Consider the following 26018-nt stretch of genomic DNA (forward strand, 5'->3'; position numbering starts at 1 on the left):
ACCGATGGAGCGCACTTTGAGAGGATAAGCGCATTGAACCTGGCGGCGCGCGCCGCAATGCGAGCGGAAATGGCAGGACAATCATGATAGCCGGACCGAATGACCATCCGCCGCTCACCGACTGGCGCGCCGTCGCTGTCGTCGTCGCGGCGGGCGTGGTCGCGGCCCTTCAGGTCGGCAAGGGAATCATCGCGCTGCCGGCGTTGCGCCTCGATTTCTCGCTTGGGCTGGCGGCGGCGGGCTGGGTGATTTCGATCTTCGCGTTTCTCGGCGTGTTTCTCGGCATCCCTGCCGGCATGTTGGTGAACCGTTTCGGCGACCGCTACACCTGTCTTCTGGGCCTTGTCGTGCTCGCCATCGGCAGCCTGATGAGCGCCTTTGCCGGAAGCTACGGCTTTCTGCTTGCCGGCCGCACCATCGAAGGCATCGGCTTCCTGCTGACGACGGTTGCCGCTCCGGCCCTGCTGCGGCGCATCGTCGAGGACAGCGACCGCGATTTCGCCTTCGGCCTGTGGAGCACCTATATGCCCGCCGGCATGGCCATCGCCCTCATCTGCGGCGCGGGCCTCGCCGGCTGGCGCGGCTTCTGGCTCGTCAATGCCGGGCTGATCCTGCTCATGCTCACGGCCGCGACGCTGATCATACCGCGCGACCAGGACAAGGCCGGCGAGCCTTGGGCGAAACTGGCGCGCGATGCCTGGACGACCTATACCGCCGCGGGGCCGATGCTCGTCGCCCTGGTCTTCAGCCTCTACAGCCTACTCTATTTCGCCCTGGCGAGCTTCCTGCCGATCCTGCTTGGCGAGCGTATGCAGGTCTCGCCAGCCTGGGCCGGGCTTCTGAGCGCGCTTGTGATAGCGGTCAATATTCTCGGCAATCTCGCGGCAGGGGCCCTGCTCGGGCGCAATCTGGTGGCGCGCTGGACGTTGATGGCCATCGCCCCTCTCATCATGGGGCTTACCGGCATCGCCATCTTTCTCGTGCCGTTGCCGGCTTCGGTCATATTCCTGCTCTGCGTGATTTTCTCCGGCGTGGGCGGCTTGCTGCCCGCGACGGCGATGACGACGGCGCCGCTTCTCGCGCCCGAGCCGCGCCTCACCCCCATGTCGCTCGGCCTCATCGTGCAGGGCAGCAATCTGGGCCAGGTGGTGGGACCGGTGACGGTGGGTGCTGCCGTCGATTGGGCGGGCTGGCCCGCCGCGGCATGGCCGGTGGCGACCGCGGCCCTCCTCGCTCTGCTGTTGACCTTGTGGCTGCGCGCGTTCCCTCCGATGCGGCGCTCTATCTGAGCCCAGCTGCAAAATTGCGGTTGAAACGCGCATAGCCTCGCTCGGTCTCCTTGAGATGCGCCTCGGCGATCTCATGGAACGCCGGCAATTGGTGGAAGGGCACGATCGGATAGGCGTGATGCTCAGCGTGATAAGGCATGTTCCAGGCGAGGAAGCGCATGAAGCGCGTCGTATAGGTGGTGCGTGTATTGGCGAGCATATTGGCGACATGCGGGCAGCGCGCATGCTCGGCGAGGAGAAAGGCGCGCAGGAAGGGTTGGCCGAGCAGGACCGGCACGATCCATAGCCACAGCAGTGTCGCATCGCGCCAGTAGAGCGACGTGGCGAGGCATAGGCCATAGAGAGAGAGCGTGACACGCGCCTCACGCACGACCTGGGACTTCGCCTTCTCCGGCACGAAATCTTCCCTCCCGCGGCCGAGCGCGTTGACGCAAAGCGACTTCGCCAGCGAGATCCACACCGGCACGCCGGAGAGATATTTCACATACTGCCAGATCGTCTCGGGCTTCGGCGCCATCAACTCGGGATCGAGCTTGTCGTCATGGGTGTGGCGGTGATGGGCGAAATGGAAGTAGCGGAACCAGGTCGCCGGCACGAGCACGATGAAGCCCGCCACATGAGCGACCGCCTGGTTGAGCCACGCCGATTTGAAGGCGGTCCCGTGTACACTCTCATGCAACGCGGTGAAGAGGAAAATGAGCGCGATGCCAAGCGGCAGAAGAAATAGGGGCCAATAGGAAACGCGAAAAGCGATCGGCAGCGCGAGGACGAAGATGAGCGCCAGATGCAGGGCAAGCTGGAGAAGGCCTTTGCCATCCGACAAGCCGGTCAGCTCACAACGCTGCTCCGCCGTGAGCCCGGCGAGAAGCGCGCGATGGTCGACCTCGGACATGGCCTAAGTTTAGGCCCGTACCCGGATCGCCTCAAGCTCACAGCACCTGATAGCCGTATTCTTCCGCCTGCTCCGTCAGCCACTCCCAGAAATTCTCCGCAAAACCGCGGAACACCGAGAGCTCGAACGTGCCAGCGTCCGTCTGGACCAGATGGACGCCGATATGCGCCATCTGCGTCATAGCCGACTTGCCCGGCCCGAAGGCGGAGGGATGCAGGTCGACCGGCGTGCCCTTGGCGAGGAGCGCGCGGGCTTTGGGTCCAAAGACGCGGATGATCACGCGGCCATGGCTCTGCTCCGAAGAGGAGGCGAGGCCTTCGAGACGCGCCTTGAGGTCGCGATAAAGCTCTCCCTCCCCTTTGTCTTCGGCGACGGCGAAATACTGATCGGCCCCGCACCAATGGAGGGCGAGGCCGTTCTTGCCCGTGCTTTCGCCGACAGCGGGTAGCGAAATCCCATAGGCGGCTGAGAGCGCCTGGCCGAGCGCTTCCGTCTTGTCCTTGCGGGCGATGACGGTGACGATCGACATCGGATGGCGCACCGAGAGCGTGACGCCGGGGGCGCCCTTGTCGGCGCCGAAGCGGCCCTGGACCGCGACATCGGCGAGGACCGAGACGCGCTTGATGGCAATGGCGGCGTTAAGCATGGAGCTTCTTGTTCTCCTTGTCGTAGTGCATCGGATCACAGATCTCGGCATACATGTGGATGTTGCGTATCCCGTCGAAGACCTTGACGATCTCGCCATGGCGCTGGCGGCCGTTCTGGCACAGCGCCAGTCCGAGCCAGTAGCCGAGGGTGGGCGAATAGGCGACGGATGTGATGTAACCCTGGCTGCCGGCGAGCGACGGCTGATCGTCCCTCTTCAGGAGATGCGAGCCGGAGCGAATGCGGTCGGCCTTGTCGACCGGCCGGATGCCGACGACCACTTGCCGGTCCTTCGCCACCATGCCCTCGCGTCCCGCCATCATGCGGCCGATATAGTCCTTCTTGGTCGACATCATGCGGCCGAGGCCGAGATCATCCGCCGTCGTCGTGCCGTTGAGCTCGCCGCCCGCCACATGGCCCTTTTCGATGCGCATGACCGACAAAGCCTCGACGCCATAGGGCGTGATGCCGAATTCCTCGCCCGCCTGCATGATCGCGCGGGCCACAAGGTTCCCATAATCAGCAGGCACCGACAGCTCATAGGCATGCTCGCCCGAGAACGAGATGCGGAACAGCCTGGCGGTGATGCCGCCCAGGATGCGGATCTCCTTCGCCGCGAGATAGGGAAAGGTGGTGTCGTCGAGCGTCACGTCGTCGACGATCTTCTGCAAGGTGGGCCGCGCCTTGGGGCCGGCGACCGCCATCTGCGCCCATTGCTCGGACACCGACACATATTGCACATCGAGCTCGGGCCACAGCGCCTGGTGGCAGAACTCCATATGAGTCATGATCTTGGCCGCGTTCGCCGTGGTCGTGGTCATGAAGAAATGGTCGGCCGCGAGCCTGGACGTCGTGCCGTCATCCATGACGACGCCGTCCTCGCGCAGCATGAGGCCGTAGCGTGCCTTGCCGACTTCGAGCTGGGCGAAGCCGTTGCAATAAAGCCGGTTGAGGAATTCCGCCGCATCGGGGCCCTGCACGTCGATCTTGCCGAGCGTCGAGACATCGCAGATGCCGACTTTCTCACGTGCCGCCTTGACCTCGCGGATGACCGGATCGAGCCAGCCACTTTCATGGGGCAGCGGGAACCAGCTCGAACGCAGCCACAGGCCGGTCTCGACGAAGACGGCGCCCTGCTCTTCCGCCCAGTCATGCAGCGGCGTCTTGCGCGTCGGCATGAAGTGATGACCTTTGAACGGTCCGGCGAAAGCGGCGAAGGGCACCGGCGTGTAGAAGGGCCGGAAGGTCGTCGTGCCGATCTCGGCGATGCTCTTGCCCGCCGCTTCGGCGAGAATGGCGATGGCGTTCACATTGCCGAGCTTGCCCTGGTCCGTCGCCATGCCGGCGGTCGTGTAGCGCTTGGCCAGCTCGATCGAGCTGTAGCCTTCGCGCGCGGCGAGCGGCAGGTCCTTCGGCGTCACGTCGTTCTGGTAGTCGACGAAGGCCTTGCCATGGCTTTCCTTCACCCACCACAGCGGCTGGATGGAATAGGCCTCGTCACGGCATGTGGGTATATCCGTTTTCGCCGTGAAGCCGAGATCGCTCACCGCCTTGGCGGCCTTCTCCGCGCCCTCGCGCAGGACTTCGGAGAGCAGCATGGCGCCATTGGCGGAGCCCGCGGCGGCGAGTTGGGCATCGCCATTGGGCGGCAGGAAGGCTTGCAGCCTGTCGTTCCATCGGGGCTTCGCTCCCTTGTGGCAGAGCAGATTGACCACCGGACTCCAGCCGCCCGACATCGCCACCGTGTCGCAGGCGATATGGGTGTGATCGGAAAGCTCGACGCCGGAGACGATCTTGCCGGTTTCGGCATCCGTGACGGTGCGGCCTTTGAGCACCGGAATGCCGGCGGCGTCGGCGGCGGAATCTTTCCGCGAATCGACGATCACCTCGACATGCACGCCCTTGGCCTTGAGATCGCGCGCGGTGCGATAGCCCGAATCGTTGTTGGTGAAGACGACGACAGAACTGCCCGACGCGGTCGCATAGCGGTTGGCGAAGCCGCGCATGGCGGAGGCGAGCATCACGCCCGGCACGTCATTGCCGCCGAAGACGATCGGCCGTTCCTCGGCACCCGCCGCCAGCACGCAGCGCTTGGCCATGATCTTCCAGTAGCGCTGCCGCGGCTCATAGGGCGACGGCGTCAGCACATGGTCGTTCACGCGCTCGAGCGCGCCGAAGACATTGCCGTCATAGGCGCCGAAAGCGGTGGTGCGTGGCATGAGGGTGACATTGGCAAGGCCGCCAAGCTCGGCGATGGCACCCTGTGCCCAATTGAAGCCGCTCTGGCCGCCGATCTCCTCATTTTCATGGAGGAGCGAACCGCCGAGGCGCGAGCCTTCATCGAGCAGGATCACACGGGCACCGGCGCGTGCCGCGGTGAGCGCCGCCGACAGGCCGGCGGGCCCTGCTCCGATGACCAGCAGATCGCAATGGCCGTAGGACTTCTCGTATTTGTCGGGATCGGCTTCATGCGTGGCCGCACCTAAGCCCGCGGCGCGCCGGATCAAGGGCTCGTAGATCTTCTCCCAGAAGCTCTTCGGCCACATGAAGGTCTTGTAGTAGAAGCCGGCGACGAAGACCGAAGCGGCGAGCGAATTGATGGCGCCGATGTCGAAATTGAGCGACGGCCAGCGATTCTGGCTGCGGGCGCTAAGCCCGTCATAGAGCTCGATCACCGTGGCGCGCGTATTGGCTTCCTTGCGCGCGCCGTCGCGCAATTCGACCAGCGCATTGGGCTCGGCAGCACCGCCTGCGATCACGCCGCGCGGGCGGTGATATTTGAACGAGCGCCCCATGAGGTGGACGCCATTGGCGATGAGGGCGGAAGCCAGCGTATCGCCCTGATGCCCGCTGAAGCTTTTGCCGTCGAAGGTGAAGTTGAGCGTCGTGCCGCGGTCGATGAGACCGCCTTTGGCGAGACGGAAGCCGGCCATCAGGATTTGCCCTTCTTGTTTTGCGTCTGCGCAAAGTCCCGCGCCGTCACGGTGGCGAAGACCTCATGGGTCTGCGTGTCGCGCTCGACCACCAGCCAGGATCGGCAGCCACCGCCATGATGCCAGTATTCCTTGAACCGGCCCTTCGGATTGTCGCGCAGATACACATAGTCGAACCACTGATCCATCGTCGCGGGATCATTGGAAGTGGGCCGCTTGACCGACGCATCGCCGAGCTGGGTGAACTCTTCCGAGGGACGCGGGCCGCAATGGGGACATTTGATCAGCATGGATGAGCGTTCCCGATCTTCTTCATAGCTGCCTGTTTTCCCCTTCTCCCGCTTGCGGGAGAAGGTGCCCGAAGGGCGGATGAGGGTGTTGGCGCAACCATGCCGGCGTAAGACGCAGAGATCCGCTCTGGCGATGTTGCGGAAGCAAGAAATTCGTTCGTCAATATTTGAGCCACACCCTCACCCGGCCTTCGGCCACCCTCTCCCGCAGAGCGGGAGAGGGGAAGTCCTGGTTGCGGGTCGTGCATAGGAACAAGGAGCAGATCCATCACTTGCCTCAATGCAGATTCGGCGTGGCGCCGACGCCCTTTTCGTCGATCATGTAGCCGCGCCGGAAGCGGTCGAGCCGGTAGGGCGCGTTGAGCGCATGCGCCTCGTTCTTCGCGATCGTATGCGCGAAGCACCAGCCCGATGCCGGCGTGGCTTTGAAGCCGCCATAACACCAGCCGCAATTGAGATAGAGCCCGTCAATGTCGGTCTTGTCGATGATCGGCGAACCGTCCATCGACATATCCATGATGCCACCCCAGGATCTGAGCACGCGGATGCGCGCGATCCCGGGCATCATCGCCACACCGGCCTCGATCACATGCTCGACGGTCGGCAGATTGCCGCGTCTCGCATAGGAGTTGTAGCCGTCAAGATCGCCGCCGAAGACAAGCCCGCCCTTGTCCGACTGCGAGACATAGAAATGGCCCACCCCATAGGTGATGACCGTGTCGAGATAGGGCTTGATGCCTTCCGACACGAATGCCTGCAGCACATGGCTTTCGATCGGCAGTTTCATGCCGGCCATTTGGGCGACCTCGGTCGTGTTGCCGGCCGCCGCGAGGCCGAGCTTCTTGCAGCCGATATAGCCCTTGTTGGTCTCGACCCCCTTGACCTTGCCGTTCTCGATACGGATGCCGGTCACTTCGCAATTCTGGATGATATCGACGCCGCGCGAGTCGGCGCCGCGGGCATAGCCCCAGGCCACCGCGTCATGGCGCACCGTGCCGCCGCGCCGCTGCAGCAGTCCGCCCATGATCGGGAAGCGCGCATTGTCGAAGCTCAGGAACGGCGCCATCTCGCGCACCGCCTCGCGGTCGAGGAGCTCCGAATCGACGCCGTCGAGCCGCATCGCGTTGCCGCGCCTTGCATAGGCGTCGCGCTGCGGGTCGGAATGGAAGAGATTGAGGACGCCGCGCTGCGATACCATCGCGTTGAAGTTGAAGTCCTGTTCCAGGCCTTCCCACAGCTTCAGCGACCATTCGTAGAAGGGGTTGTTGCCGATGAGAAGATAGTTGGAGCGGATGATGGTGGTGTTGCGCCCGATATTGCCGGAGCCGAGCCAGCCCTTTTCCAGCACCGCCACATTGGTGATGCCGTGCTCCTTGGCGAGGTAATAAGCGGTCGAAAGACCATGACCGCCGCCGCCGACGATGATGACGTCATATTCCTTCTTCGGCTGCGGCTCGCGCCAGGCGGGCGCCCAGTTCTTGTGGCCGGAGAGGGATTGCTTGAGAAGCGAGAAGACGGAATAGCGCACGAGCACAAAACCCCTGTTGAGTGGCCGGCAGTGTGACAGAGGACGGAATGCTGTCTTGTCTCATAGAGACAGTTTCCGATAGAATTGAGACATGGAATCCCGGAGCGAAGTATCGCCTCAGACCATCGGCTTCCTGGTTGTACCGGGACTGGCGCTGATGTCCTATGCCTCGGCGATCGAGCCTTTGCGCGCCGCCAATCTTTTCGCCGGACGCGAGCTCTACCGTTGGATCCATATCACGCACAAAGAGCCGGTCGTCCCGGCCTCCTGCGGCGCCACTTTGCCCTGCACCGCCAAAGTCGGCGACGATCTCGATCTCGATCTCTTACTGGTTTGCGCCGGCGGCAACCCGGCGCAATTCACACATCGCCCGACGCTTGCCTGGCTCAGGCGCCTGGCGCAGCGCGGCCTGCGCATCGGCGGCGTCTCCGGCGGCCCCTTCATCCTGGCGCGGGCCGGCATCATGGGCGGCCATCGCATGACCATTCATTGGGAGCACGCCCAGGCCTTCGCCGAGGAATTTCCCGATCTGCTCCTGACCAGGGCGCGTTATGTGATCGACCGCAACCGGGTCACTTGCGCCGGCGGCGTGGCGCCCCTCGACATGATGCATGCGCTCATCGCCGAGCGGCATGGCGCGGCGCTGGCGACACGGACCAGCGACTGGTTTCTGCATACGGAGATCCGTCCGGGCGGCGGGCCGCAGCGCGCCTCGATCGGCGAGCGTTACGGCATCCACCGCCGCGACCTGATTGCCGCCCTCGAGCTGATGCAGGATCATCTGAGCGAGCCTTTGGGCCGCGGGGCGGTGGCCAGGCGCATCGGGCTTTCGACGCGCCAGCTCGACCGCCTCTTCGCGCGGCATCTGGGCAAGAGCTTCACCGATCACTATCGCAGCCAAAGACTCGAGGCGGCGGGCGAGCTCTTGCGCCATTCGGCGCTCACCATCACCGAGATCGCCATCGCCTGCGGCTTCGCCAATGCGAGCCATTTCTCGACCTGCTACAAGGCCGAGACCGGCATGTCGCCGAGAGCGGAGCGCAAATGACATCCCTTCTGACGGAAATTGCTTCGGACCTCGCTTTTCCCGAAGGCCCGGTCATGCTGCCGGAAGGCGGCATCGCCGTGGTCGAAATCGCCAGAGGTTGCGTGACGCGCATCGACCCGAAAGGCCGCAAGTCCATTCTCGCGACACCGGGAGGCGGGCCGAATGGCGCCGCCTTCGGACCGGACGGCCATCTTTATGTCTGCAACAATGGCGGCTTCGCCTGGAAGACGGTGGAGGGCAGGCTGGTCCCCGCCGGTCAGCCGGATGATTATAGCGGCGGCAGGATCGAGCGCATTCATATCGATACCGGCAAGGTGGAGGTGCTTTACACCAGCTGCAACGGCCATCCCCTGAAGGGTCCGAACGACCTCGTCTTCGACCGTCACGGCGGCTTTTACTTCACCGATCATGGCAAGAGGCGCGCCCGCGACGTGGATCTGGGCGGGCTCTATTACGCGAAGTGCGACGGCAGCCTGATCCGCGAGCTCGTGCAGCCGATGATCATGCCGAACGGTGTCGGCCTGTCGCCCGATGACCGCAGCGTCTATGTCGCCGAAACACGGACGGGACATCTGTGGGCCTTTGACATCGTATCGCCGGGCGTCATCCGCAAGGAGCCGCCCCATGAGAATGGCGGCCGCCATCTGGCGGGCCCATCAGGCTATACGTCTTTCGATTCGCTCGCCGTGGAGCAGGACGGCAATATCTGTATCGCCTCGCTGATCCTGGGTGGTATCAATGTGATCGCGGCGGATGGCGTCTTTGTCGAGTTCGTCGCCATGCCCGATCCTTACTGCACCAATATCTGCTTCGGCGGGCCGGACCTGAAGACGGCCTACATCACCTTGTCGAGCACCGGCCGGCTGGTCAGCACGCCATGGCCGCGCCCGGGCCATCGCCTGAATTTCGATCCATGTAGAGCCTGACGACCCAATCCCCGCTCGTCATGGCCAGATGGCCGACTTTAACCCGGCCATGGAGGCGGCCATCCAGCTTACCCATCGAACGACTAAGGGCCGTTGAAACTGGATGGCCGGGTCAAGCCCGGCCATGACGAGTCGGGGGAATGGATGTGGCCGGGTTTGACCCGACCATTCTGTTTTTACGTCGCCACACGTCTCTCAGTTCGCCATCGCCGGGCTTGACCCGGCCATTCTGTTTTTACGTCGTCACGCGCCTCCCAGTTCGTCATGGCCGGGCTTGACCCGGCCATCCAGTCGTGCCGAACAGGCGCAATGAAGCTTGATCTCATTAAGAAGATGAACCCCGAATGGGAATATCTCTATCTGGGCTTCTGAGCAGCGGACAAACTGGATGGCCGGGTTAAGCCCGGCCATGACGAAAGGTGGAGGCTAGCAATCCAGTGTCGTGTCGCGCTCCCACTGGGTGAGATGGCGGCAATACTGGTTCCACTCGTTGGTCTTGAGCTTGACATAGGCCGACGACAATTCGGCGCCCAAGGCCTCCTGGATGTACTTGTCCTTCTCGAAATTGCGGATCGCGTCGAGTAGGTTGAGCGGCAGCTTCTTGGCGCCCTTCACCGTATGGCCGTTCGCATACATGTCGATGTCGAGCCGCTTGCCGGGATCCATCTTCTCGTCGACGCCGTGCAGGCCCGCCGCCAGGATCACCGCCATCATCAGATAGGGATTGGCGGCATTGTCGGGCAGCCGCAATTCGACGCGGCCTTCGTCCGGCACGCGCACCATGTGGGTGCGGTTGTTGCCGCCGAAGGTCACCGTGTTGGGCGACCAGGTGGCACCGGACGTGGTGCGCGGCGCATTGATGCGCTTGTAGCTGTTCACCGTCGGATTGGTGATGGCGGCGAAGCTCTCGGCGTGATGCATGAGCCCGCCGAGGAAGTTATAGCACAAGGGCGACAGACCCAGTTCGCCCTTCTTGTCGTGGAAGAGATTGGTCTTGCGCGCATTGTCCCACACCGAGATATGCACATGGCAGCCATTGCCGGTGAGGTTGACGAAGGGCTTGGGCATGAAGGTCGCTCGGAGCCCATGCTTCTCGGCGATCGACTTGACCATGAACTTGAAGAAGGAGAGCTGGTCCGCCGTCGTCAGCGCGTCGTTGAAGTTCCAGTTGATCTCGAACTGGCCGTTGGCGTCCTCATGATCGTTCTGATACGGACCCCAGCCGAGATTGATCATCGTCGTGCAGATCTCGGAGATGACGTCGAAACGGCGCATCACCGCCGACTGGTCGTAGCAGGGCTTCTCCTGCGTGTCGCGCGGATCGGAGACGGAGGAGCCGTCGGCATTGATGAGATGGAACTCGGGCTCGACGCCCGCCATCAGCTTCATGTTCCGCTTGGCCGACTTCTCGAGCAGGTTCTTGAGCACGATGCGCGGCGCCTGGCCGACGGGCTTGCCTTCCATCCACGGATCGCCCGCGACCCAGGCCACTTCCGGCTTCCACGGCAGCTGGATCACCGAATCCGCATCCGGCATGACGAAGATATCCGGATGCGCCGGCGTCATGTCGAGCCAGGTGGCGAAGCCCGCGAAGCCCGCGCCCGATTTCTGCATGCTGGCCACCGCCTCGGCGGGCACGAGCTTGGCGCGCTGCGTACCGAACAGATCGGTGAAATTGAAGAGGAAGAATTTTACTTTTTTGTCTTTTGCATATTTAGCCAGATCTCCGGCCATAAAGGTCTCCTGTTTCCAACCCTAGTTAAACACCCTGCGGTTCGCAGATGATTTCTGTTTTTACGGAATTGGCGATGAAGCATTCCTCATGCGCCAGATGATGCAGATGATCGAGCTCAGGCCGCGTCGGCTCCTTGCCCGTGAAGGTGACGAGCGGCTTCAGGGTGCAGCGTGTGATGGCGAACCGCCCCTCACCGTTCTTCGCCATGAGGCCTTCGGCATTGTCCTCATAACGCTGAACGGAGAATCCGCCCTTGGCGGCGTAATAGAGAAAAGTCAGCATGTGGCAGCTCGATATCGCCGCCACCATTGCCTCCTCCGGATCGATGCCGGCCGGATCGGAGAACGGCACGCGTACGACGTTCGGCGAGGATGAGGCGAGCACCGTCTGACCGCCGTCGAAGGACCAGTGATGGGCGCGCGAATACTGATTCTTGGTGAAGTCGCCGGTATTGCTTTCCCAGAGGATGCGGGCGGTGTGGAGATGAGCCATTCTGCTACCTCGTTGCCATGACGATTGCCGCGCTGCCCATGGCAAGCGCGCTGCATTTGTTGGCGGCCCGCATCGCCCTTGCCGAGCGGATGAACTTTCGCGCCCGGCCGGCGAGCACGATATAGCCGATGTCGATCGCCGCCAGAACAACGAACATGGTCGCCGTCAGCTCGCCCCAGCCGATCAGCGAGATATTGTTGAGATCGATGATGGTCGGCAGCAGCGCCAGATAAAAGACCATGATCTTCGGATTGCCGAGCGTGATGGCGAGCCCGGTGAGGAACAGCCGGAAGGATGAATCCGCTTGCGGCAGCTCGTCTTCCGTGACCGCGACCGGCGCCGTCCACATTTTGTAGGCGAGATAGACGAGATAGGCGAGGCCCAGATATTTGATGATGAGAAAGGCCCAGTAGAAGGTCTGCGCGAGCACCGATAGGCCGAAAACGGCAAGGGCGAGCCAAACGGCCTCGCCGATCCACATGGCGGCGGTGAAGGGAATGACGCCGCCATAGCCGCGTGAGATGACGCGGGCGACGAGAGCGGCGATGCTGGGGCCGGGCGACCCGGCGGCGAGAGCCAGCGCGCCGGCGAAGATCAAAAGGGCGGAAAGGTCCATGGCTGTGTCTCCTTACCCGCCCTCTATAGACCGGCAGGCCGCCATCCGGTGAGAGCCACTGGCAGGGCCAGGAGCCGGACCACTTGGGATGGCAACAGCCTTCCTCATCAATATCCGCTCTTCCCCGGAATCCAGCTGGTGCCGGCGAGCGGCACCTGCGCCATGGCGGCCGCCTCGACGGTTAGCGCCACCAGGTCTTCCGGCTCCAGATTATGGACGTGGTTCTTGCCGCAGGCACGCGCGATGGTCTGCGCCTCGAGCGTCATGACTTTCAGATAATTGGCGAGGCGGCGCCCCGCGAGTTGGGGATCGAGCCTTTTGGCGAGTTCGGGATCCTGCGTCGTGATGCCGGCGGGATCGCGTCCCTCGTGCCAGTCGTCATAGGCGCCGGCGGTGGTGCCCAGCTTCTGATATTCCTCCTCGAGATGCGGGTCGTTGTCGCCGAGCGCCACGAGCGCCGCGGTGCCGATCGATACGGCATCGGCGCCGAGTGCCAGGGCCTTCGCCACATCGGCGCCGTTGCGGATGCCGCCCGAGACGATGAGCTGCACCTTGCGATGCATGCCGAGATCCTGCAGCGCCTGTACCGCCGGGCGGATGCAGGCGAGCGTCGGCTGGCCGACATGCTCGATGAAGACTTCCTGGGTCGCGGCGGTACCACCCTGCATGCCGTCGACGACGACGACGTCGGCGCCCGACTTCACCGCGAGTGCTGTATCGTAATAGGGCCTGGCGCCGCCGACCTTGATATAGATCGGCTTCTCCCAGTTGGTGATCTCGCGAAGTTCATGCAGCTTGATCTCGAGATCGTCAGGCCCGGTCCAGTCGGGATGGCGGCAGGCCGAGCGCTGGTCGATGCCTTTCGGCAGACAGCGCATCTGCGCCACGCGGTCGGAGATCTTCTGGCCGAGCAGCATGCCGCCGCCGCCGGGCTTGGCGCCCTGGCCGACCACGACCTCGATCGCATCGGCCCGGCGCAGGTCATCCGGGTTCATGCCGTAGCGCGAGGGGAGATACTGGTAGACGAGTGTCTTCGAATGGCCGCGCTCTTCCGGCGTCATGCCGCCGTCGCCGGTCGTCGTCGACGTGCCGGCGAGGGTTGCGCCATTGCCGAGCGCTTCCTTGGCCTGCGCGGAGAGCGAGCCGAAGCTCATGCCGGCGATAGTGATGGGGATCTTGAGTTCGATCGGCTTCTTGGCGAAGCGGCTGCCGAGCACGACATTGGTGCCGCATTTCTCGCGATATCCTTCGAGCGGATAGCGCGAGATCGAGGCGCCGAGGAAGAGCAGATCGTCGAAATGCGGTAGCTTGCGCTTGGCGCCGGCGCCGCGGATGTCATAGATGCCGGTGGTGGCGGCGCGGCGGATTTCCGACAGCGTATAGTCGTCGAAGGTTGCCGATTTGCGGGGCGTGGTGCGCGGCGTATTGGGATCCATGATGGCCTCAGTATGCGTCGGCGTGATCGATGTTGAAATTGTAGAGCTTGCGCGCCGAACCGAAGCGGCGGAAGTCCTTCGGATTGGCCTTGATCTCGGCCTTATCGAGAAGGCGGGCGAGCTTGGCGAGATGATGGTCGGTCATCTTCTTCTCGATGCAGTCGGCGCCGAGATTGTCGACCTTGCCGCGCACATAGAGGCGCGCCTCATAAATGGAGTCGCCGAGCGCTTCGCCGGCGTCGCCGCACACCACGAGATGGCCGCGCTGCGCCATGAAGGCCGACATATGGCCGACCGAGCCGCCCACCACGATGTCGATACCCTTCATCGAAATGCCGCAACGCGATGCCGCATCGCCCTTGATGACGAGGAGACCGCCATTGCCGGTGGCGCCGGCCGACTGGCTGGCATTGCCGGCGACACGCACGATCCCCGACATCATGTTCTCGGCGACGCCGGGACCGACATGGCCATGGACGAGGATCTCGGCCTGTTTGTTCATGCCGCCGCAATAGAAGCCGGCATGGCCGCCGATCTCCACCGTGAGCGGCGCGTCGAGGCCGCAGGCGATGGCATGCTGGCCCATCGGATTCTTGATCAGCCAATGACGTTCATTGGTGTCCTTGGGAAGCGAATGGAGACGCGAGTTGACCCCGCGCACGCCTTCTTTTTCGAGATCGATTTCGATCATGATTCAGTGACCACCCCAGTTGTAGATCGTTTGCGGCTCGGGTTCCCAGATCTTCGCCTTGTCGGCGCCGGGCAGATGGGCGATGGCGCGGAATTCGGTCGCCATGGCCACCCAGTCGTCGGTCTCGGCGAGAACCGCATGCTTGCAGGCGATGGGATCGCGCACCACGGCGAAGCCGTCATGCGTGCCGACACAGAAAGTATAGAAGCCGTCGAGATCCTTGATACCGGCCTCGAGTGTCTCCTTGAGGGAAGCGCCCTGGCGCAGTTTCCAGGTCATATACGCGGCGGCGACCTCGGTGTCGTTCTCGGTCTGGAATTCGAGGCCCTCGCGCTTGAGATTGTCGCGCAGGCGATTGTGGTTCGACAGCGAGCCGTTATGGACGAGGCAGAGATCGGCGCCGGTGGCGAAGGGATGCGAACCCGCGGTCGTCACCGCACTCTCCGTCGCCATGCGGGTATGGCCGATGATGTGGCTGCCTTTCGCCTTGGTGAGATCGAACTTCTCGTAGACCTTCTCGGGCAGACCGGTCTCCTTGAAGATCTCGATCGCCTGGCCGGAGCCGACGATGCGCACTTGCGGGTGATGCGCTTTGAGCCACGTTGTCACCGCCTCTTCCTTGGCATTGGTGGTGACGATGGCGTGGTTGCCGATCTGCTCGACGCTCACTTGCTTCTTGGTATGCGCCTTGAGCCCCGCTGCCAGCTTCTTCCAGCCGAATTTCGCGTCGTCATGGGCGAGCGAGAATTTGGTGAAGCCCTTCTTGGCCGGGTTGCGGTAGATGGCGACGCCGGCCGAATCGGGGCCGCGGCTCGTCATTTCGATGAGCATGGGCTTGAACAGTTGGCCGAGCTTCGGCTGCAGTTTTGGGTTCTTCAAATAGAGGCCGACGATACCGCACATGGCACGGTCTCCCTTAAAGGTGGGGTTCCCCGATCATGTAACAGCGCCTCGGCAAACTTGCAACTGGAGGGAATATTTTTTTCCCCACAGGAATGAAGCCGGGTATCGGGCTGTAGCACGAAGCGTGCGGAATCCTATTCGTCGCGCCGGTAGCAGATCACCGAGAGATAGCGGATCGGCAGCTTGCGCAGTTCCTCCGGTCCGTGTGGCGCATCCGCATCGAAGAACAGGGCATCGCCCGGCAGCATGTCATAGGTCTTGTCGCCATGCCGGTAGACCACCTCGCCCTCGAGCATATAGAGGAATTCAACGCCGGCATGCTGGAAGGTCGGAAAGACATCCGACTGGGCGGTCAGTGTGATCATATAGGGCTCGACCATGACCGGCCCGTGCGGACTGTGGCCCAGGAGCTGATATTGATGACCCGCCCGGGTCCCTCGCCTCTCAATGGTAAGTCCTTGACCAGCCTTGACAAAAGTGGCGTCACGCAGCTCCTCGTAGCCGCGGAACAGGGCGGTGACCGGCACATGCAAAGCGCGCGACAAGGCCTGGAGGGAACTGAGCGACGGCGAGGTGGCGCCGTTTTCGATCTTCGACAGCATGCCTGCCGACATGTCGGCCGCCTTGGCGACCTCGCTGATCGTCAGGCCGAGCTTCTCGCGGAAGCGCTTGACCTCTCTTCCGATCGATTCCTCGAGGAGCTTGTGCGCGCCGGGCGCCGTCTGATGCGGCTCCTGATATGGCAGGGAATGGGTATCCTGCCGAGATTTCTTCGCCCGTCCGCCGCCTGATTTGTCCAAGACTTACCTCCTGAAGCCCTTATTAGGACGCAGGCCCGCCAAGCTCAACAGAAGCTTGAGTTTGCAGTGCACAAGAGCCATAAGCAGGCCCCCGTTCCGCGAGATCATCATGCCCCCCAGCAAGCTGACCCATCTTGAACGACTGGAAGCCGAGAGCATCCACATCATCCGCGAGGTTGCGGCTGAATGCGAGCATCCGGTGATGCTGTATTCGATCGGCAAGGATTCGGCGGTGATGCTGCATCTGGCGATGAAGGCGTTTTATCCCTCGAAGCCGCCGTTTCCCTTGATGCATGTCGATACGACCTGGAAGTTCCGCGACATGATCGCCTTTCGCGACCAGACGGTGGCCAAGCTCGGCCTCGACCTCATCGTCCATACCAACCCGGACGGCCTCGCCAAGAAGGTCAATCCCTTCGATCACGGCTCGGCGCTGCACACCCAGATCATGAAGACCGACGCGCTCAAGCAGGCGCTCGACAAATATGGCTTCGACGCCGCCTTTGGCGGGGCCAGGCGCGATGAGGAGAAGTCGCGCGCCAAGGAGCGCATCTTCTCCTTCCGCGACTCACGTCACCGCTGGGACCCCAAGAACCAGCGCCCGGAGCTGTGGAACATCTACAATGCCCGCAAGAACAAGGGCGAGTCGATCCGCGTCTTCCCGCTGTCGAACTGGACCGAGCTCGACATCTGGCAATATATCTTCCTCGAGAACATCCCGATCGTGCCCTTGTATTTCGCCAAGGAGCGCCCGGTCGTCATGCGCGACGGCCAGATCATCATGGTCGACGACGAGCGCATGCCGCTGCATGTGGGAGAGAGCCCTGAGATGAAGCTGATCCGCTTCCGCACGCTGGGCTGCTACCCCCTGACCGGGGCCATCGAATCCACCGCCGCGAGCCTGCTCGACATCATCCAGGAGATGCTGGTGACGACCTCGTCCGAGCGCCAGGGCCGGGTGATCGACAAGGACCAGGCCGCCTCGATGGAGAAGAAGAAGCAGGAGGGATATTTCTGATGCGCGTTGCACTCCCCCATCCTTGCGCCGAGGCGCCGTTCCCCCTACTCGTCATGGCCGGGCTTGACCCGGCCATCCAGACGGGACGCCATGGAGCTGCCGTGGGGATGGGCTGGATGGCCGCCTCGAGGGCGGCCATGACGAATGAGGTAAGACGGCTACCTGGCGCCGAGACGCCATTCCCCACGCTCGTCATGGCCGGGCTTGACCCGGCCATCCAGACGGGACGCCAGAGAGCTGCCGTGGGGATGGGCTGGATGGCCGCCTCAAGGGCGGCCATGACGAGTTGGGCAAAGGTACATAAGAGCACTGAGAGAGAGATTTACCGCTGATGTCACGCTTCATCGAGTTCCAGGGCGGCGATGTCGAGGCCTATCTGCGCTCGCAGGAGGAGAAGGACCTCTTGCGCTTCATCACCTGCGGCAGCGTCGATGACGGCAAGTCCACCCTGATCGGCCGGCTTCTCTACGAGGCCAAGATGCTGTTCGAGGACCAGCTCTCCGCTTTGGAGGCGGATTCGAAGCGGGTCGGCACCCAGGGCGGGGCGCTGGATTTCGCGCTGCTCGTCGACGGCCTCGCCGCCGAGCGCGAGCAGGGCATCACCATCGACGTCGCCTATCGCGCCTTCACCACCGACAAGCGCAAGTTCATCGTCGCCGATACGCCCGGCCATGAGCAATATACCCGCAACATGGCGACCGGCGCCTCGACCGCCGATCTCGCCATCATCCTGATCGATGCCAGGAAGGGCGTGCTCACCCAGACGCGCCGGCATTCCTTCATCGCCACCTTGCTCGGCATCAGGAACATCGTGGTCGCCGTCAACAAGATGGACCTGATGGATTATCGCCGCGACGTGTTCGAGGCGATCGAGGCGGATTACCGCGCCTTCGCCAAGAACCTCGGGCTCGAGGACTTCACCTGCATCCCGCTCTCGGCCTTGAAGGGCGACAATGTGATCGAGCCGTCCGAGGCGATGGCCTGGTATCACGGGCCGACCCTGATGGCGCATCTCGAGAGCGTGGCCATCGGCGATGGCCCGAGCGACGGCGCCTTGCGTCTGCCGGTGCAATGGGTGAACCGGCCGAACCAGGCGTTTCGCGGCTTTTCCGGCAATGTCGTGGCGGGCATGGTGAAGCCCGGCGATGAGATCCGCGCCGTACCCTCGGGGCGCACCTCGAAGGTCGAGCGCATCGTCACCTATGACGGCGATCTCGCTGAGGCGACCGCCGGCCAGGCGGTGACGGTGACGCTCGAAGACGAGATCGATATCAGCCGCGGCGATGTGATCTGTGCGGCGGCCTCGCCGCTTGCCGTCGCCGACAAGTTCGAGACCCGCATCCTGTGGATGGACGATGAGGAGATGCTGCCGGGCCGCCCCTATCTGATCAAGGCCGGTCCCCTCACCATACCCGGCACCTTCGAGCACCCCAAGCACAAGGTCAATGTCAACACCCTCGAGCATGTGGCGGCCAAGACCCTCGGCCTCAACGAGATCGGCGTCGTCAATATCGATCTCGACCGCGCCATCCCCTTCGCGCCCTATGATGAGAACCGCCATCTCGGCAGCTTCGTCGTCATCGACCGCTTCTCCAACAACACCGTCGGCATGGGGCTGATCAACTTCGCGCTGCGCCGCGCCTCCAACATCCACTGGCAGGCGCTGGATGTGAATAAAGCTTCCCGCGCCGCCAAGGCCGGCCAGAAACCGACCATCCTGTGGTTCACCGGCCTGTCGGGCTCGGGCAAGTCGACCATCGCCAATCTGGTCGAGAAGCGCCTGCATGCCATGGGCCACATAACCTACCTGCTCGACGGCGACAATGTGCGCCACGGCCTCAACAAGGATCTCGGCTTCACCGATGCCGACCGCGTCGAGAACATCCGCCGCGTCGCCGAAGTGGCGAGGCTGATGGTCGATGCCGGCCTCATCGTGCTGGTCTCCTTTATCTCGCCGTTCCGCTCCGAGCGTTTGATGGCGCGCGAGCTGGTGGGCGAAGGCGAGTTCGTCGAGATCTTCGTCGACACGCCGCTCGCCGTCGCCGAAAGCCGCGACGTGAAGGGCCTCTATGCCAAGGCAAGGCGGGGCGAGATCAAGAACTTCACCGGGATCGATTCCGATTATGAAGTGCCGCAGAGACCTGAGCTGCGTCTCGACACGACGACGCTCTCCTCCGAACAGGCGGCCCAGCAGATCATCAGCCATCTCACCGACGCCGGCCGGCTCTCACCCGATAGCTCCGTCAACGGAGCGGACTCGCAATGACCAGCGGCGGTTCCATCCGCTTCACCTGGCTGAACGGGCCTGATATCGCTCGCCTCGCCATGACGGATGGGGAGATACTGGCGGCGGTCGAAGGCGGCCTTCTGGCGCAAGGTCGCGGCCAGACGGTGATCGAACCGCGCATGCATTTGACGCCCGATCCCGCATTTCGCGGCCATTTCAACGTGCTGCGCGGCTATGTGGCGCCGCTGTCGCTCGCCGGCGTCAAGATCGTCGGCGATTATGTCGACAACTGGCAGAAGGGGCTGCCGTCAGAAATGGCCCTTCTCAATCTGTTCGATCCGCGGACCGGCATGCCGGTCGCCATTCTCGATGCCACCGCCATCACCGAGATGCGCACCGGCGCCTTGACCGCGCTCGGCGCCCGGCATCTGGCGCGGAAAGACTCGAAGATTCTGGGTCACGTCGGCGCCCGCGGCACCTCCTACTGGAACATACGGCTCCTCGACCATCTCTTCAGCTTCGATGAAATCCGCGTCCATTCGCGCCGCAAGGAGAGTCGCGAGGCTTTCGCCGAGACGCTCGCGCGTGATCTCGGCAAGAAAATCATCGTCACCGAGGATTGGCGAAACTGCCTCGAAGGCGCCGACATCATGGTCGAGGCCTCGCGCCTCGAAACCCGTGAGGAGACCTTCAAGACGTCCTGGATCGGCAAAGGCGCCTGCGTGATCCCCTATGGCACGGTGAGCGCTCTCGAACTGTCCATGATGACGATCATGGACAAGATCGTCATCGACGATTTCAGCCAGTTTCGCGCCGGCAAATTCGGGGCGCTGCGCCCCCATATCGATGCGGGGCTCGTCAGCGAGGAAACCGTCCATGGCGAGCTCTGCGAAATCATCGCCGGCAAGAAGCCCGGCCGCGTGCGTGACGACGAGACGATCCTGTTCTGGCATCGCGGCCTGTCGCTGTCCGACATCGCGTTGGGCGCCGCGATGCTCGAAAAGGCAAAGACGCTAGGCATCGGCCAGACGCTGACCTACGCTTGAACTACGCTTGCGGCGCGAGGGAAAGCAGCTCGCCCGTTCGCACCAGCTCGCGAGCAATCCTTTCGATCTCACGTCCGAGCGGCCGGTCGTCGTCGATGAAAGGCGAGATGGCCCGGATGCTGGCGTGAATGGGCGCCAGTTTCGCTGGGAGTTCCGGGAGACCGGCGAGATCGACGGCCTGTGCCCCTGCCAGCAATTCGAAGGCGGTGAGAAGATCGAGGCGGTCGAGCAGCTCGCCGAGCTTCTGTGCGGCAAGCGCGGAGAAGGTCGCCGCGTCCTCCTGGCCGTCGGCATTGTGGCTGGGCAGGATCGGCACCGGATGGCTGAGATGGATGATCTCGGCGCGCAAGGCTTCCGCCGGCTTCATCAAGGGCCCGAAGCCGGCGCGATCGGCGCTTCCCGACGACAACAGCGGCGGCAGCTCGGAGAAGCCCGCACTCATCAAACGCGCGATGCGCGACACGCTGTCGGTGGCGGCGAGCGCCAGAGCCCGCGCCATGCCGTCAAGCGCCAGCGTCAGATGCGGCATATGGAAATTGCTCGTGCCGATGATCCTCTCCTCGTCGAGAAGCACCACCGGATTGTCGGCGACCGAATTGAGCTCGACGGCGAGCGCCGCCTCGAGTCTTGCCGCCTCGGCGTAAGCCGCGCCATGGACCTGCGGCATGCAGCGGAAGGACAAGGGATCCTGGAAACGCCGCGACTTGTAATCGCCGGCACCGAAGTCGGTGAGGGCCAGCAATTCATCCCCGGCTTCGATTTCACCGGGCTGCGGGCGGATGCGTGTCGCCGGCACGGCGAAAGGCGTGCGGTTTCCGCGAAAGCCGACAAAGGACAGCGCGCCGGCAATCTGCAGCGCTGTCACTGCGCGACGGGCGCGCGCCGCCGCCAGCGCCGCGAGCCCGACCGAGAAAGCGGTGGAGCTGCACAGGACCTGGCCGTCCTTGGGTTTAAGCGCGAGCGGCGCGAGGCCTGCGGACCTCAATACATCCAAAGCAGGCTTGCGTTCGCCACTCACGAGAATCTCGCCTTCGCCGATCAGCGCATGAGGCAGCGCCGCCATGGCGACAAGATCGCCGGCGCCGATCGAGGCGTGACGCGGCATCACCGGCACGATATCGCGATTGAGAATTTCGGCGAGATGATCTGCGATGCCGGGACTCGCTCCGGCGGCGCCCGACAGCAGCGTGTTCAGCCGCGTGACAATGACGGCACGCACCTCGCGCGGGCTGAGCGGCGCGCCGACGCCCTGGGCGCGGCCGCGCACCATGCGGACGCTGAAATCCGCCAGAGCCGCGGGATCGAGCATCTGCCCCGCCCGCGCACCGAGACCGGTATTGAGGCCATAGACCGGTATGCCGGCCTGAATATGCTGTTCGACGACGCGCCGGCCCTTGGCGAGCAAAGGCCGCACGCCTTCGTCGATGACGACTTTCTCGCCATCCGCGACGCGCTCGACGCTTTTCGCATCGAGCGAACGTCCATCGAGGATCACGGCCGCCATGCCAGCATGGCTTCGGCGATCCGGCGCAGGACCGGCTTGAGCTTCGCCACCTTGGCCGGATCCAGCCGGGTCGAGCCGTCGTCCATCAGATGGCAGTCCTGGCCCTTTTCCATCTGAACGACATGCACATCCTCCCGCGGCTTGCCATATTGGCGCGTGATATAGCCGCCGACGAAACGGCCATTGGAAACCTGCGTGAGGCCGCTCGCCTGCATCACCTGCTCGATCGCGGTCTGAAGACCCGGCGCGCAGCTTTCGCCCTTCACCGTACCGAGATTGAGATCGGGCAGCGTGCCGGAAAAGAGGCGCGGCACCCGCGAGGCGATGGAATGGCAATCGTAGAGCAGCGCATAACCGTGGCGCGCCTTCACCCGCGCGATCTCGGCGGCAAGTGCGTCATGATAGGGCTGCCAATAGGCCGCGCGGCGGCGTGCGACCTCTTCTTCCGGCACGCTGCCGCCATCCAGATAAATGGGCGTGCCGTCGAATTCGATCGGCGGGCAGAGGCCGGTCGTCGCCTGGCCCGGATAGAGGCTTTCGTCCTCAGGCGGCCGGTTGAGGTCGATCACATAGCGGCTGACATTGGCGCGGATCATGCCGGCGCCGAGCTGGGGCGCGAAATCATAAAGCTGCTCGACATGCCAGTCGGTGTCGGGAAGCGTCCGCGCATGCGGCGTCAGCCGCGCCTCGATGTCGGCGGGAAGATCCGTGCCGGCATGCGGCACCGAGAAAATCAGGGGGCTGTCGCCCGGGCGGAGCTCGAAAAGTGTAGTCATGGTCGGAACCTATCTTGCATGTGGATAAAGCGGTAGACGAAAATCGACCGGCTTCTATACTGGCGGCGGGGGCAGGTTCCGCCGAGCGAAGGTGACGATGGATCAGGACATCGCGCTTCATGGTCCGGCCCGGTTGCGCGCAGACCGCGAACCCGCGGCCTTCGCCATGGCCTTCGTCAATTCCTACGATCCGGTGCGGGCCGTCCCCGATCTCTTCGCCAATCCCGAATATTGCCGCGTTTTCCTGAGCGAATGGTGCGAGCTGGACTGGGATCTCGACTGGGGCAGGCTGGCGCGGCGCCTGCAGCTCTATCGCGACGACCTGCGTGCCATGCTCTCCCGCTTCGTCGCCGGCGACGTGGCGATGGCGGACTTCACCGCCTATCTCGACCACAAGCTCGACCACTGGGCGTGGATCGCCCATCCCGTAGAGGACGGGAAGACCTTCCGCGTCCTGTTCGTGCCATCGCCGCATCTCAAGCCTGCACAGCATATCGAGGCGGTGGTGACGCGCGGCCTTGCCGATCTCGTGGCGGCGCTGGGACCCAAGCGCCTGCATCGATGCGAAGCGCCGCCTTGCCAGGAATTCTTCGCCGATCACTCCAAGCCCGGACGCCAGCGTTTCTGCAGCAAGCGCTGCGCCACGCGCTTCAATGTAGCGCTGTTCCGCAAGCGTCACGCAATATGAGATAGAACCGACCCTATCTGCTCAGATCGAAGCTAATCATGCCGAAGGGGCCGTGGATCAGATGGTCCGATTTGCCCTCATTGTCGCCGAAGCCGGTAGAGTCCGTGGTCGCGACATTGACATTGCCCCAATATTGCACCTGATAGCCGGCCGCCAGCTTGACACCCGGTGTCATCGCCCAACCAAGCGCCAGCTTGGCATCGGCATTGAAGGACGTCGTATTTTCGTCGGAACACTCGTTGCAGTTCCAATCGCTGTTGGCGTCCGTCTTGATCTTGCCGAAGAGCACGCCCACGCCGCCGTCGAACAGCAGGCTGAGATTTTCGCTGAGCGGCGTATCAGTATTGATCTCCACGCGGGGTCCGACGCCCCAGAAATCATGCTTGATGCGCGCGCCGTTGCTATCGTGGACATCGTTATTCCATTCGGCGTAACGCACGCCGAAAGCGGTGCGCGCCGCAGTCTCGCCCCACATGAAATTATATCCCGCCTGCGCATCCGCATACAAATTATCGGCCCGCAGATCACCCGTGTCCGAACGATTACCCGCGCCAAAATCGGCATATTGGCCGCCAATGGCGAAGTCCCATTCGCTCCAGCGGTAGCCCAGGCGTCCCTGAAGGCCGTACCCGTCGCCGAACGATTCCTTTTCGGTATCGCTGAAAAGCCGCCAATCCTGAATTGCGTCCTCGAAGAAATAGGAACCGGAGACATAGCCGAACACGCCCCCTGCCGGCGCAGGTTCCAGGTCGGCCGCAAAAGCAGCTCCGGACAATGCCAGGACGGCGGCCGCGCCGAGGATTGTGGATTTCATCTGGATCCCCCAATGAGACGAGCCGACAAGATGGCGTCGAGCCGGTCTTTAGTCAAAACAAGCGGGTGTTATCTCGCGGAATTTCCTGAGACTGTGTTCTGCGCGCAACACCCCAAACAACCAGTACAAGAATAATGACCATTCTTTAAATCGAAAGTTGCATTTCGGTGAAGGCACCGCGAGCTTTAGGCGACACCAAGCTCGTGCAACAGGGACGGCACGAAACGGTCGAAAGCGCCCTCTTCCACCATTTGTGCCACGCTTTCGATGTCGGTGGCGAATTCGCGGTCGGTCTCGCGTGACTTGGCCTTGCCGCGGACGAGCTTGTAGGCCTCTTCCAGCGGCTCGGACGAAGCGAGCGGACGGCGGAAGTCGATACCCTCGACGGCGGAGAGGAGTTCGATGGCGATGATGCGCGTCAGATTGGCGTTCATCAGCGTCAGGCGGCGGCCGCCATGGGTCGCCATGCTGACATGGTCTTCCTGATTGGCCGAGGTCGGCACACTGTCGACGCTGGCGGGATGCGAGAGCTGCTTGTTCTCGCTCATCAGCGCGGCGGCCGTGCATTGCGGGATCATGAATCCTGAATTGAGGCCAGGATTGCGGATGAGGAAGGGCGGCAGCAGCGAGATGGTCGGGTCGATCAGAGCGGCGATACGGCGCTCGCTGATCGAGCCCATTTCGGCGACCGCCATGGCGATGATGTCGGCGGCGAAGGCGACCGGCTCGGCATGGAAGTTGCCGCCCGACAGCACAGCACCGTCCTCGGCGAAGACGAGCGGGTTGTCGGAGACGCCATTGGCTTCGATGACGAGGGTACGCGCCGCATTGGTGAGGATGTCGAGGCAGGCACCCATGACTTGCGGCTGGCAGCGGAAGGAATATGGATCCTGCACGCGGTCGTCGCCCGAGACATGCGAGGCGCGGATGGCGCTGCCCGCCATCAGACGGCGATAGTGCTTGGCTGCGAGCTCCTGTCCCGGATGCGGCCGCAAGCGGTGGATGCGTGGATCGAAGGGCGTGTCGGAGCCCATCACCGCATCGACGGAAAGAGCGCCCGCGAGGATCGCCGCCGCGGCATTGCGCTCGGCGGCGATGAGGCCGTTGAGCGCGAGCGCCGTCGACACTTGCGTGCCATTGAGAAGTGCTAGCCCTTCCTTGGGTCCGAGTGGCACGGGCGCGAGACCCGCTGCCTTGAGCGCCTCGGCGCCGGGAACGCGCTTGCCTTTGACGAAGGCCTCGCCCTCGCCGATCAACACCAGCGAGAGATGGGCGAGCGGCGCCAGATCGCCCGAGGCGCCGACCGAGCCCTGGCCCGGAATCACCGGCAGGATGTCCTGATTGAGAAGGCTTGCCAACGTCTCCATGGCCTTAAGGCTGATGCCGGAGGCGCCCTGCGACAGCGCGTTGATCTTGAGCAGCATGATGGCACGCACCACGCTGAGATCGAGCGGCGCGCCCACACCCGCCGCATGCGAGCGCACGATATTGAGCTGAAGTGCGGAGAGGTCGCTCGCCGCGATGCGCTGCTTGGCGAGCTTGCCGAAGCCGGTATTGACGCCATAGATCGCATCGCCGGTGGCGAGCAGTTTCGTCACGGTCTCGGCGCTGCGCGAGATGGCGGCGCGGGCCTCAGGCGAAAGCTCGATCGTGATCGGACCCGCAAGCGCCTGGCGGATAAAAGCGAGGGTGATAGGGCTGTCGCCGATACGGATGGTCAT

The 26018-nt window shown here is 63.4% G+C and carries 24 protein-coding genes; 8 read left to right on the forward strand and 16 right to left on the reverse strand.

The genetic code is table 11. The features are described from left to right. Positions 1-83: 83 nt before the first annotated feature. A complete protein-coding gene (locus G5V57_RS07055; RefSeq protein WP_165166837.1) occupies positions 84-1289 on the forward strand; it encodes a CynX/NimT family MFS transporter in 1206 nt (401 codons plus the stop codon). Here the strand turns inward: G5V57_RS07055 and G5V57_RS07060 are convergent. The 5 genes from G5V57_RS07060 to G5V57_RS07080 form a co-directional block, all read right to left on the reverse strand. Then, positions 1282-2181 (reverse strand): fatty acid desaturase, encoded by a 900-nt coding sequence (locus tag G5V57_RS07060; RefSeq protein WP_165166838.1) that lies wholly within the window; start codon positions 2179-2181, stop codon positions 1282-1284. The genes G5V57_RS07055 and G5V57_RS07060 overlap by 8 nt on opposite strands. Before the next feature lie 37 nt (positions 2182-2218). Next, positions 2219-2827: a sarcosine oxidase subunit gamma gene (locus tag G5V57_RS07065; RefSeq protein ID WP_165166839.1), complete on the reverse strand. Its 609-nt coding sequence runs from the start codon at positions 2825-2827 to the stop codon at positions 2219-2221. Then, positions 2820-5759, reverse strand: a complete 2940-nt coding sequence (locus G5V57_RS07070; RefSeq protein WP_165166840.1) for a sarcosine oxidase subunit alpha family protein — start codon at positions 5757-5759, stop codon at positions 2820-2822. The genes G5V57_RS07065 and G5V57_RS07070 overlap by 8 nt, the downstream gene beginning before the upstream one ends. Continuing rightward, a complete protein-coding gene (locus G5V57_RS07075; RefSeq protein ID WP_165166841.1) occupies positions 5759-6049 on the reverse strand; it encodes a sarcosine oxidase subunit delta in 291 nt (96 codons plus the stop codon). Before G5V57_RS07075 ends, G5V57_RS07070 begins: the two co-directional genes overlap by 1 nt. Before the next feature lie 277 nt (positions 6050-6326). Next, entirely contained in the window at positions 6327-7577 is a 1251-nt protein-coding gene (locus G5V57_RS07080; RefSeq protein ID WP_165166842.1) for a sarcosine oxidase subunit beta family protein, read from the reverse strand. A gap of 91 nt (positions 7578-7668) precedes the next feature. Here G5V57_RS07080 and G5V57_RS07085 point away from each other — a divergent pair, with 91 nt between their 5' ends. Further along, positions 7669-8625, forward strand: coding sequence for a GlxA family transcriptional regulator (locus tag G5V57_RS07085; RefSeq protein ID WP_165166843.1), 957 nt, complete (start codon positions 7669-7671; stop codon positions 8623-8625). Continuing rightward, positions 8622-9551: an SMP-30/gluconolactonase/LRE family protein gene (locus G5V57_RS07090; protein WP_165166844.1), complete on the forward strand. Its 930-nt coding sequence runs from the start codon at positions 8622-8624 to the stop codon at positions 9549-9551. The genes G5V57_RS07085 and G5V57_RS07090 overlap by 4 nt, the downstream gene beginning before the upstream one ends. 426 nt (positions 9552-9977) lie before the next feature. Here the strand turns inward: G5V57_RS07090 and glnT are convergent, their stop codons facing one another. From glnT to G5V57_RS07125, 7 genes are all read right to left on the reverse strand, one after another. Then, the gene (gene glnT, locus G5V57_RS07095; RefSeq protein WP_165166845.1) at positions 9978-11285 is read right to left on the reverse strand and encodes a type III glutamate--ammonia ligase; all 1308 of its coding nucleotides are present in this window, start codon (positions 11283-11285) and stop codon (positions 9978-9980) included. A gap of 25 nt (positions 11286-11310) precedes the next feature. Then, positions 11311-11778, reverse strand: coding sequence for an OsmC family protein (locus G5V57_RS07100; RefSeq protein WP_165166846.1), 468 nt, complete (start codon positions 11776-11778; stop codon positions 11311-11313). A gap of 4 nt (positions 11779-11782) precedes the next feature. Continuing rightward, positions 11783-12394: a LysE family translocator gene (locus G5V57_RS07105; RefSeq protein ID WP_165166847.1), complete on the reverse strand. Its 612-nt coding sequence runs from the start codon at positions 12392-12394 to the stop codon at positions 11783-11785. A 107-nt stretch (positions 12395-12501) separates the two neighbouring features. Beyond that, the gene (locus tag G5V57_RS07110) at positions 12502-13830 is read right to left on the reverse strand and encodes an FMN-binding glutamate synthase family protein (protein WP_165166848.1); all 1329 of its coding nucleotides are present in this window, start codon (positions 13828-13830) and stop codon (positions 12502-12504) included. A 7-nt stretch (positions 13831-13837) separates the two neighbouring features. Further along, a complete protein-coding gene (locus tag G5V57_RS07115) occupies positions 13838-14521 on the reverse strand; it encodes a protein glxC (protein WP_165166849.1) in 684 nt (227 codons plus the stop codon). A 3-nt stretch (positions 14522-14524) separates the two neighbouring features. Beyond that, positions 14525-15424, reverse strand: a complete 900-nt coding sequence (locus tag G5V57_RS07120) for a glutamine amidotransferase family protein (RefSeq protein WP_165166850.1) — start codon at positions 15422-15424, stop codon at positions 14525-14527. 134 nt (positions 15425-15558) lie between these two features. Beyond that, the gene (locus tag G5V57_RS07125) at positions 15559-16170 is read right to left on the reverse strand and encodes an XRE family transcriptional regulator (RefSeq protein WP_246737667.1); all 612 of its coding nucleotides are present in this window, start codon (positions 16168-16170) and stop codon (positions 15559-15561) included. 163 nt (positions 16171-16333) lie between these two features. Here G5V57_RS07125 and cysD point away from each other — a divergent pair, with 163 nt between their 5' ends. The 4 genes from cysD to G5V57_RS07145 are packed head-to-tail and all read left to right on the forward strand — an operon-like array spanning position 16334 to position 20515. Beyond that, positions 16334-17242: a sulfate adenylyltransferase subunit CysD gene (gene cysD / locus G5V57_RS07130; protein ID WP_165166852.1), complete on the forward strand. Its 909-nt coding sequence runs from the start codon at positions 16334-16336 to the stop codon at positions 17240-17242. Next, on the forward strand, positions 17242-17574 hold the full coding sequence (locus G5V57_RS07135; RefSeq protein WP_165166853.1) for a hypothetical protein: 333 nt from the start codon (positions 17242-17244) through the stop codon (positions 17572-17574). The genes cysD and G5V57_RS07135 overlap by 1 nt, the downstream gene beginning before the upstream one ends. Then, the gene (gene cysN, locus G5V57_RS07140) at positions 17574-19508 is read left to right on the forward strand and encodes a sulfate adenylyltransferase subunit CysN (RefSeq protein ID WP_165166854.1); all 1935 of its coding nucleotides are present in this window, start codon (positions 17574-17576) and stop codon (positions 19506-19508) included. The genes G5V57_RS07135 and cysN overlap by 1 nt, the downstream gene beginning before the upstream one ends. Next, on the forward strand, positions 19505-20515 hold the full coding sequence (locus G5V57_RS07145; protein ID WP_165166855.1) for an ornithine cyclodeaminase family protein: 1011 nt from the start codon (positions 19505-19507) through the stop codon (positions 20513-20515). The genes cysN and G5V57_RS07145 overlap by 4 nt, the downstream gene beginning before the upstream one ends. A gap of 1 nt (position 20516) precedes the next feature. Here G5V57_RS07145 and hutH (G5V57_RS07150) read toward each other — a convergent pair whose 3' ends face one another. Both hutH (G5V57_RS07150) and hutG read right to left on the reverse strand, forming a co-directional pair. Next, positions 20517-22019, reverse strand: coding sequence for a histidine ammonia-lyase (gene hutH, locus G5V57_RS07150; protein WP_165166856.1), 1503 nt, complete (start codon positions 22017-22019; stop codon positions 20517-20519). Beyond that, positions 22007-22795: an N-formylglutamate deformylase gene (hutG, locus tag G5V57_RS07155; protein WP_165166857.1), complete on the reverse strand. Its 789-nt coding sequence runs from the start codon at positions 22793-22795 to the stop codon at positions 22007-22009. The genes hutH (G5V57_RS07150) and hutG overlap by 13 nt, the downstream gene beginning before the upstream one ends. 97 nt (positions 22796-22892) lie before the next feature. Between hutG and G5V57_RS07160 the strand changes: the two genes are divergently transcribed. After that, a complete protein-coding gene (locus G5V57_RS07160; RefSeq protein WP_165166858.1) occupies positions 22893-23483 on the forward strand; it encodes a CGNR zinc finger domain-containing protein in 591 nt (196 codons plus the stop codon). A gap of 13 nt (positions 23484-23496) precedes the next feature. Here G5V57_RS07160 and G5V57_RS07165 read toward each other — a convergent pair whose 3' ends face one another. Both G5V57_RS07165 and hutH (G5V57_RS07170) read right to left on the reverse strand, forming a co-directional pair. Continuing rightward, positions 23497-24297, reverse strand: a complete 801-nt coding sequence (locus tag G5V57_RS07165; RefSeq protein ID WP_165166859.1) for an Lpg1974 family pore-forming outer membrane protein — start codon at positions 24295-24297, stop codon at positions 23497-23499. Positions 24298-24482: 185 nt separating this feature from the next. Next, positions 24483-26018 (reverse strand): histidine ammonia-lyase, encoded by a 1536-nt coding sequence (hutH, locus tag G5V57_RS07170; RefSeq protein WP_165166860.1) that lies wholly within the window; start codon positions 26016-26018, stop codon positions 24483-24485.

The sequence above is a fragment of the Nordella sp. HKS 07 genome, from assembly GCF_011046735.1.
Classification (GTDB): Bacteria; Pseudomonadota; Alphaproteobacteria; order Rhizobiales; family Aestuariivirgaceae; genus Taklimakanibacter.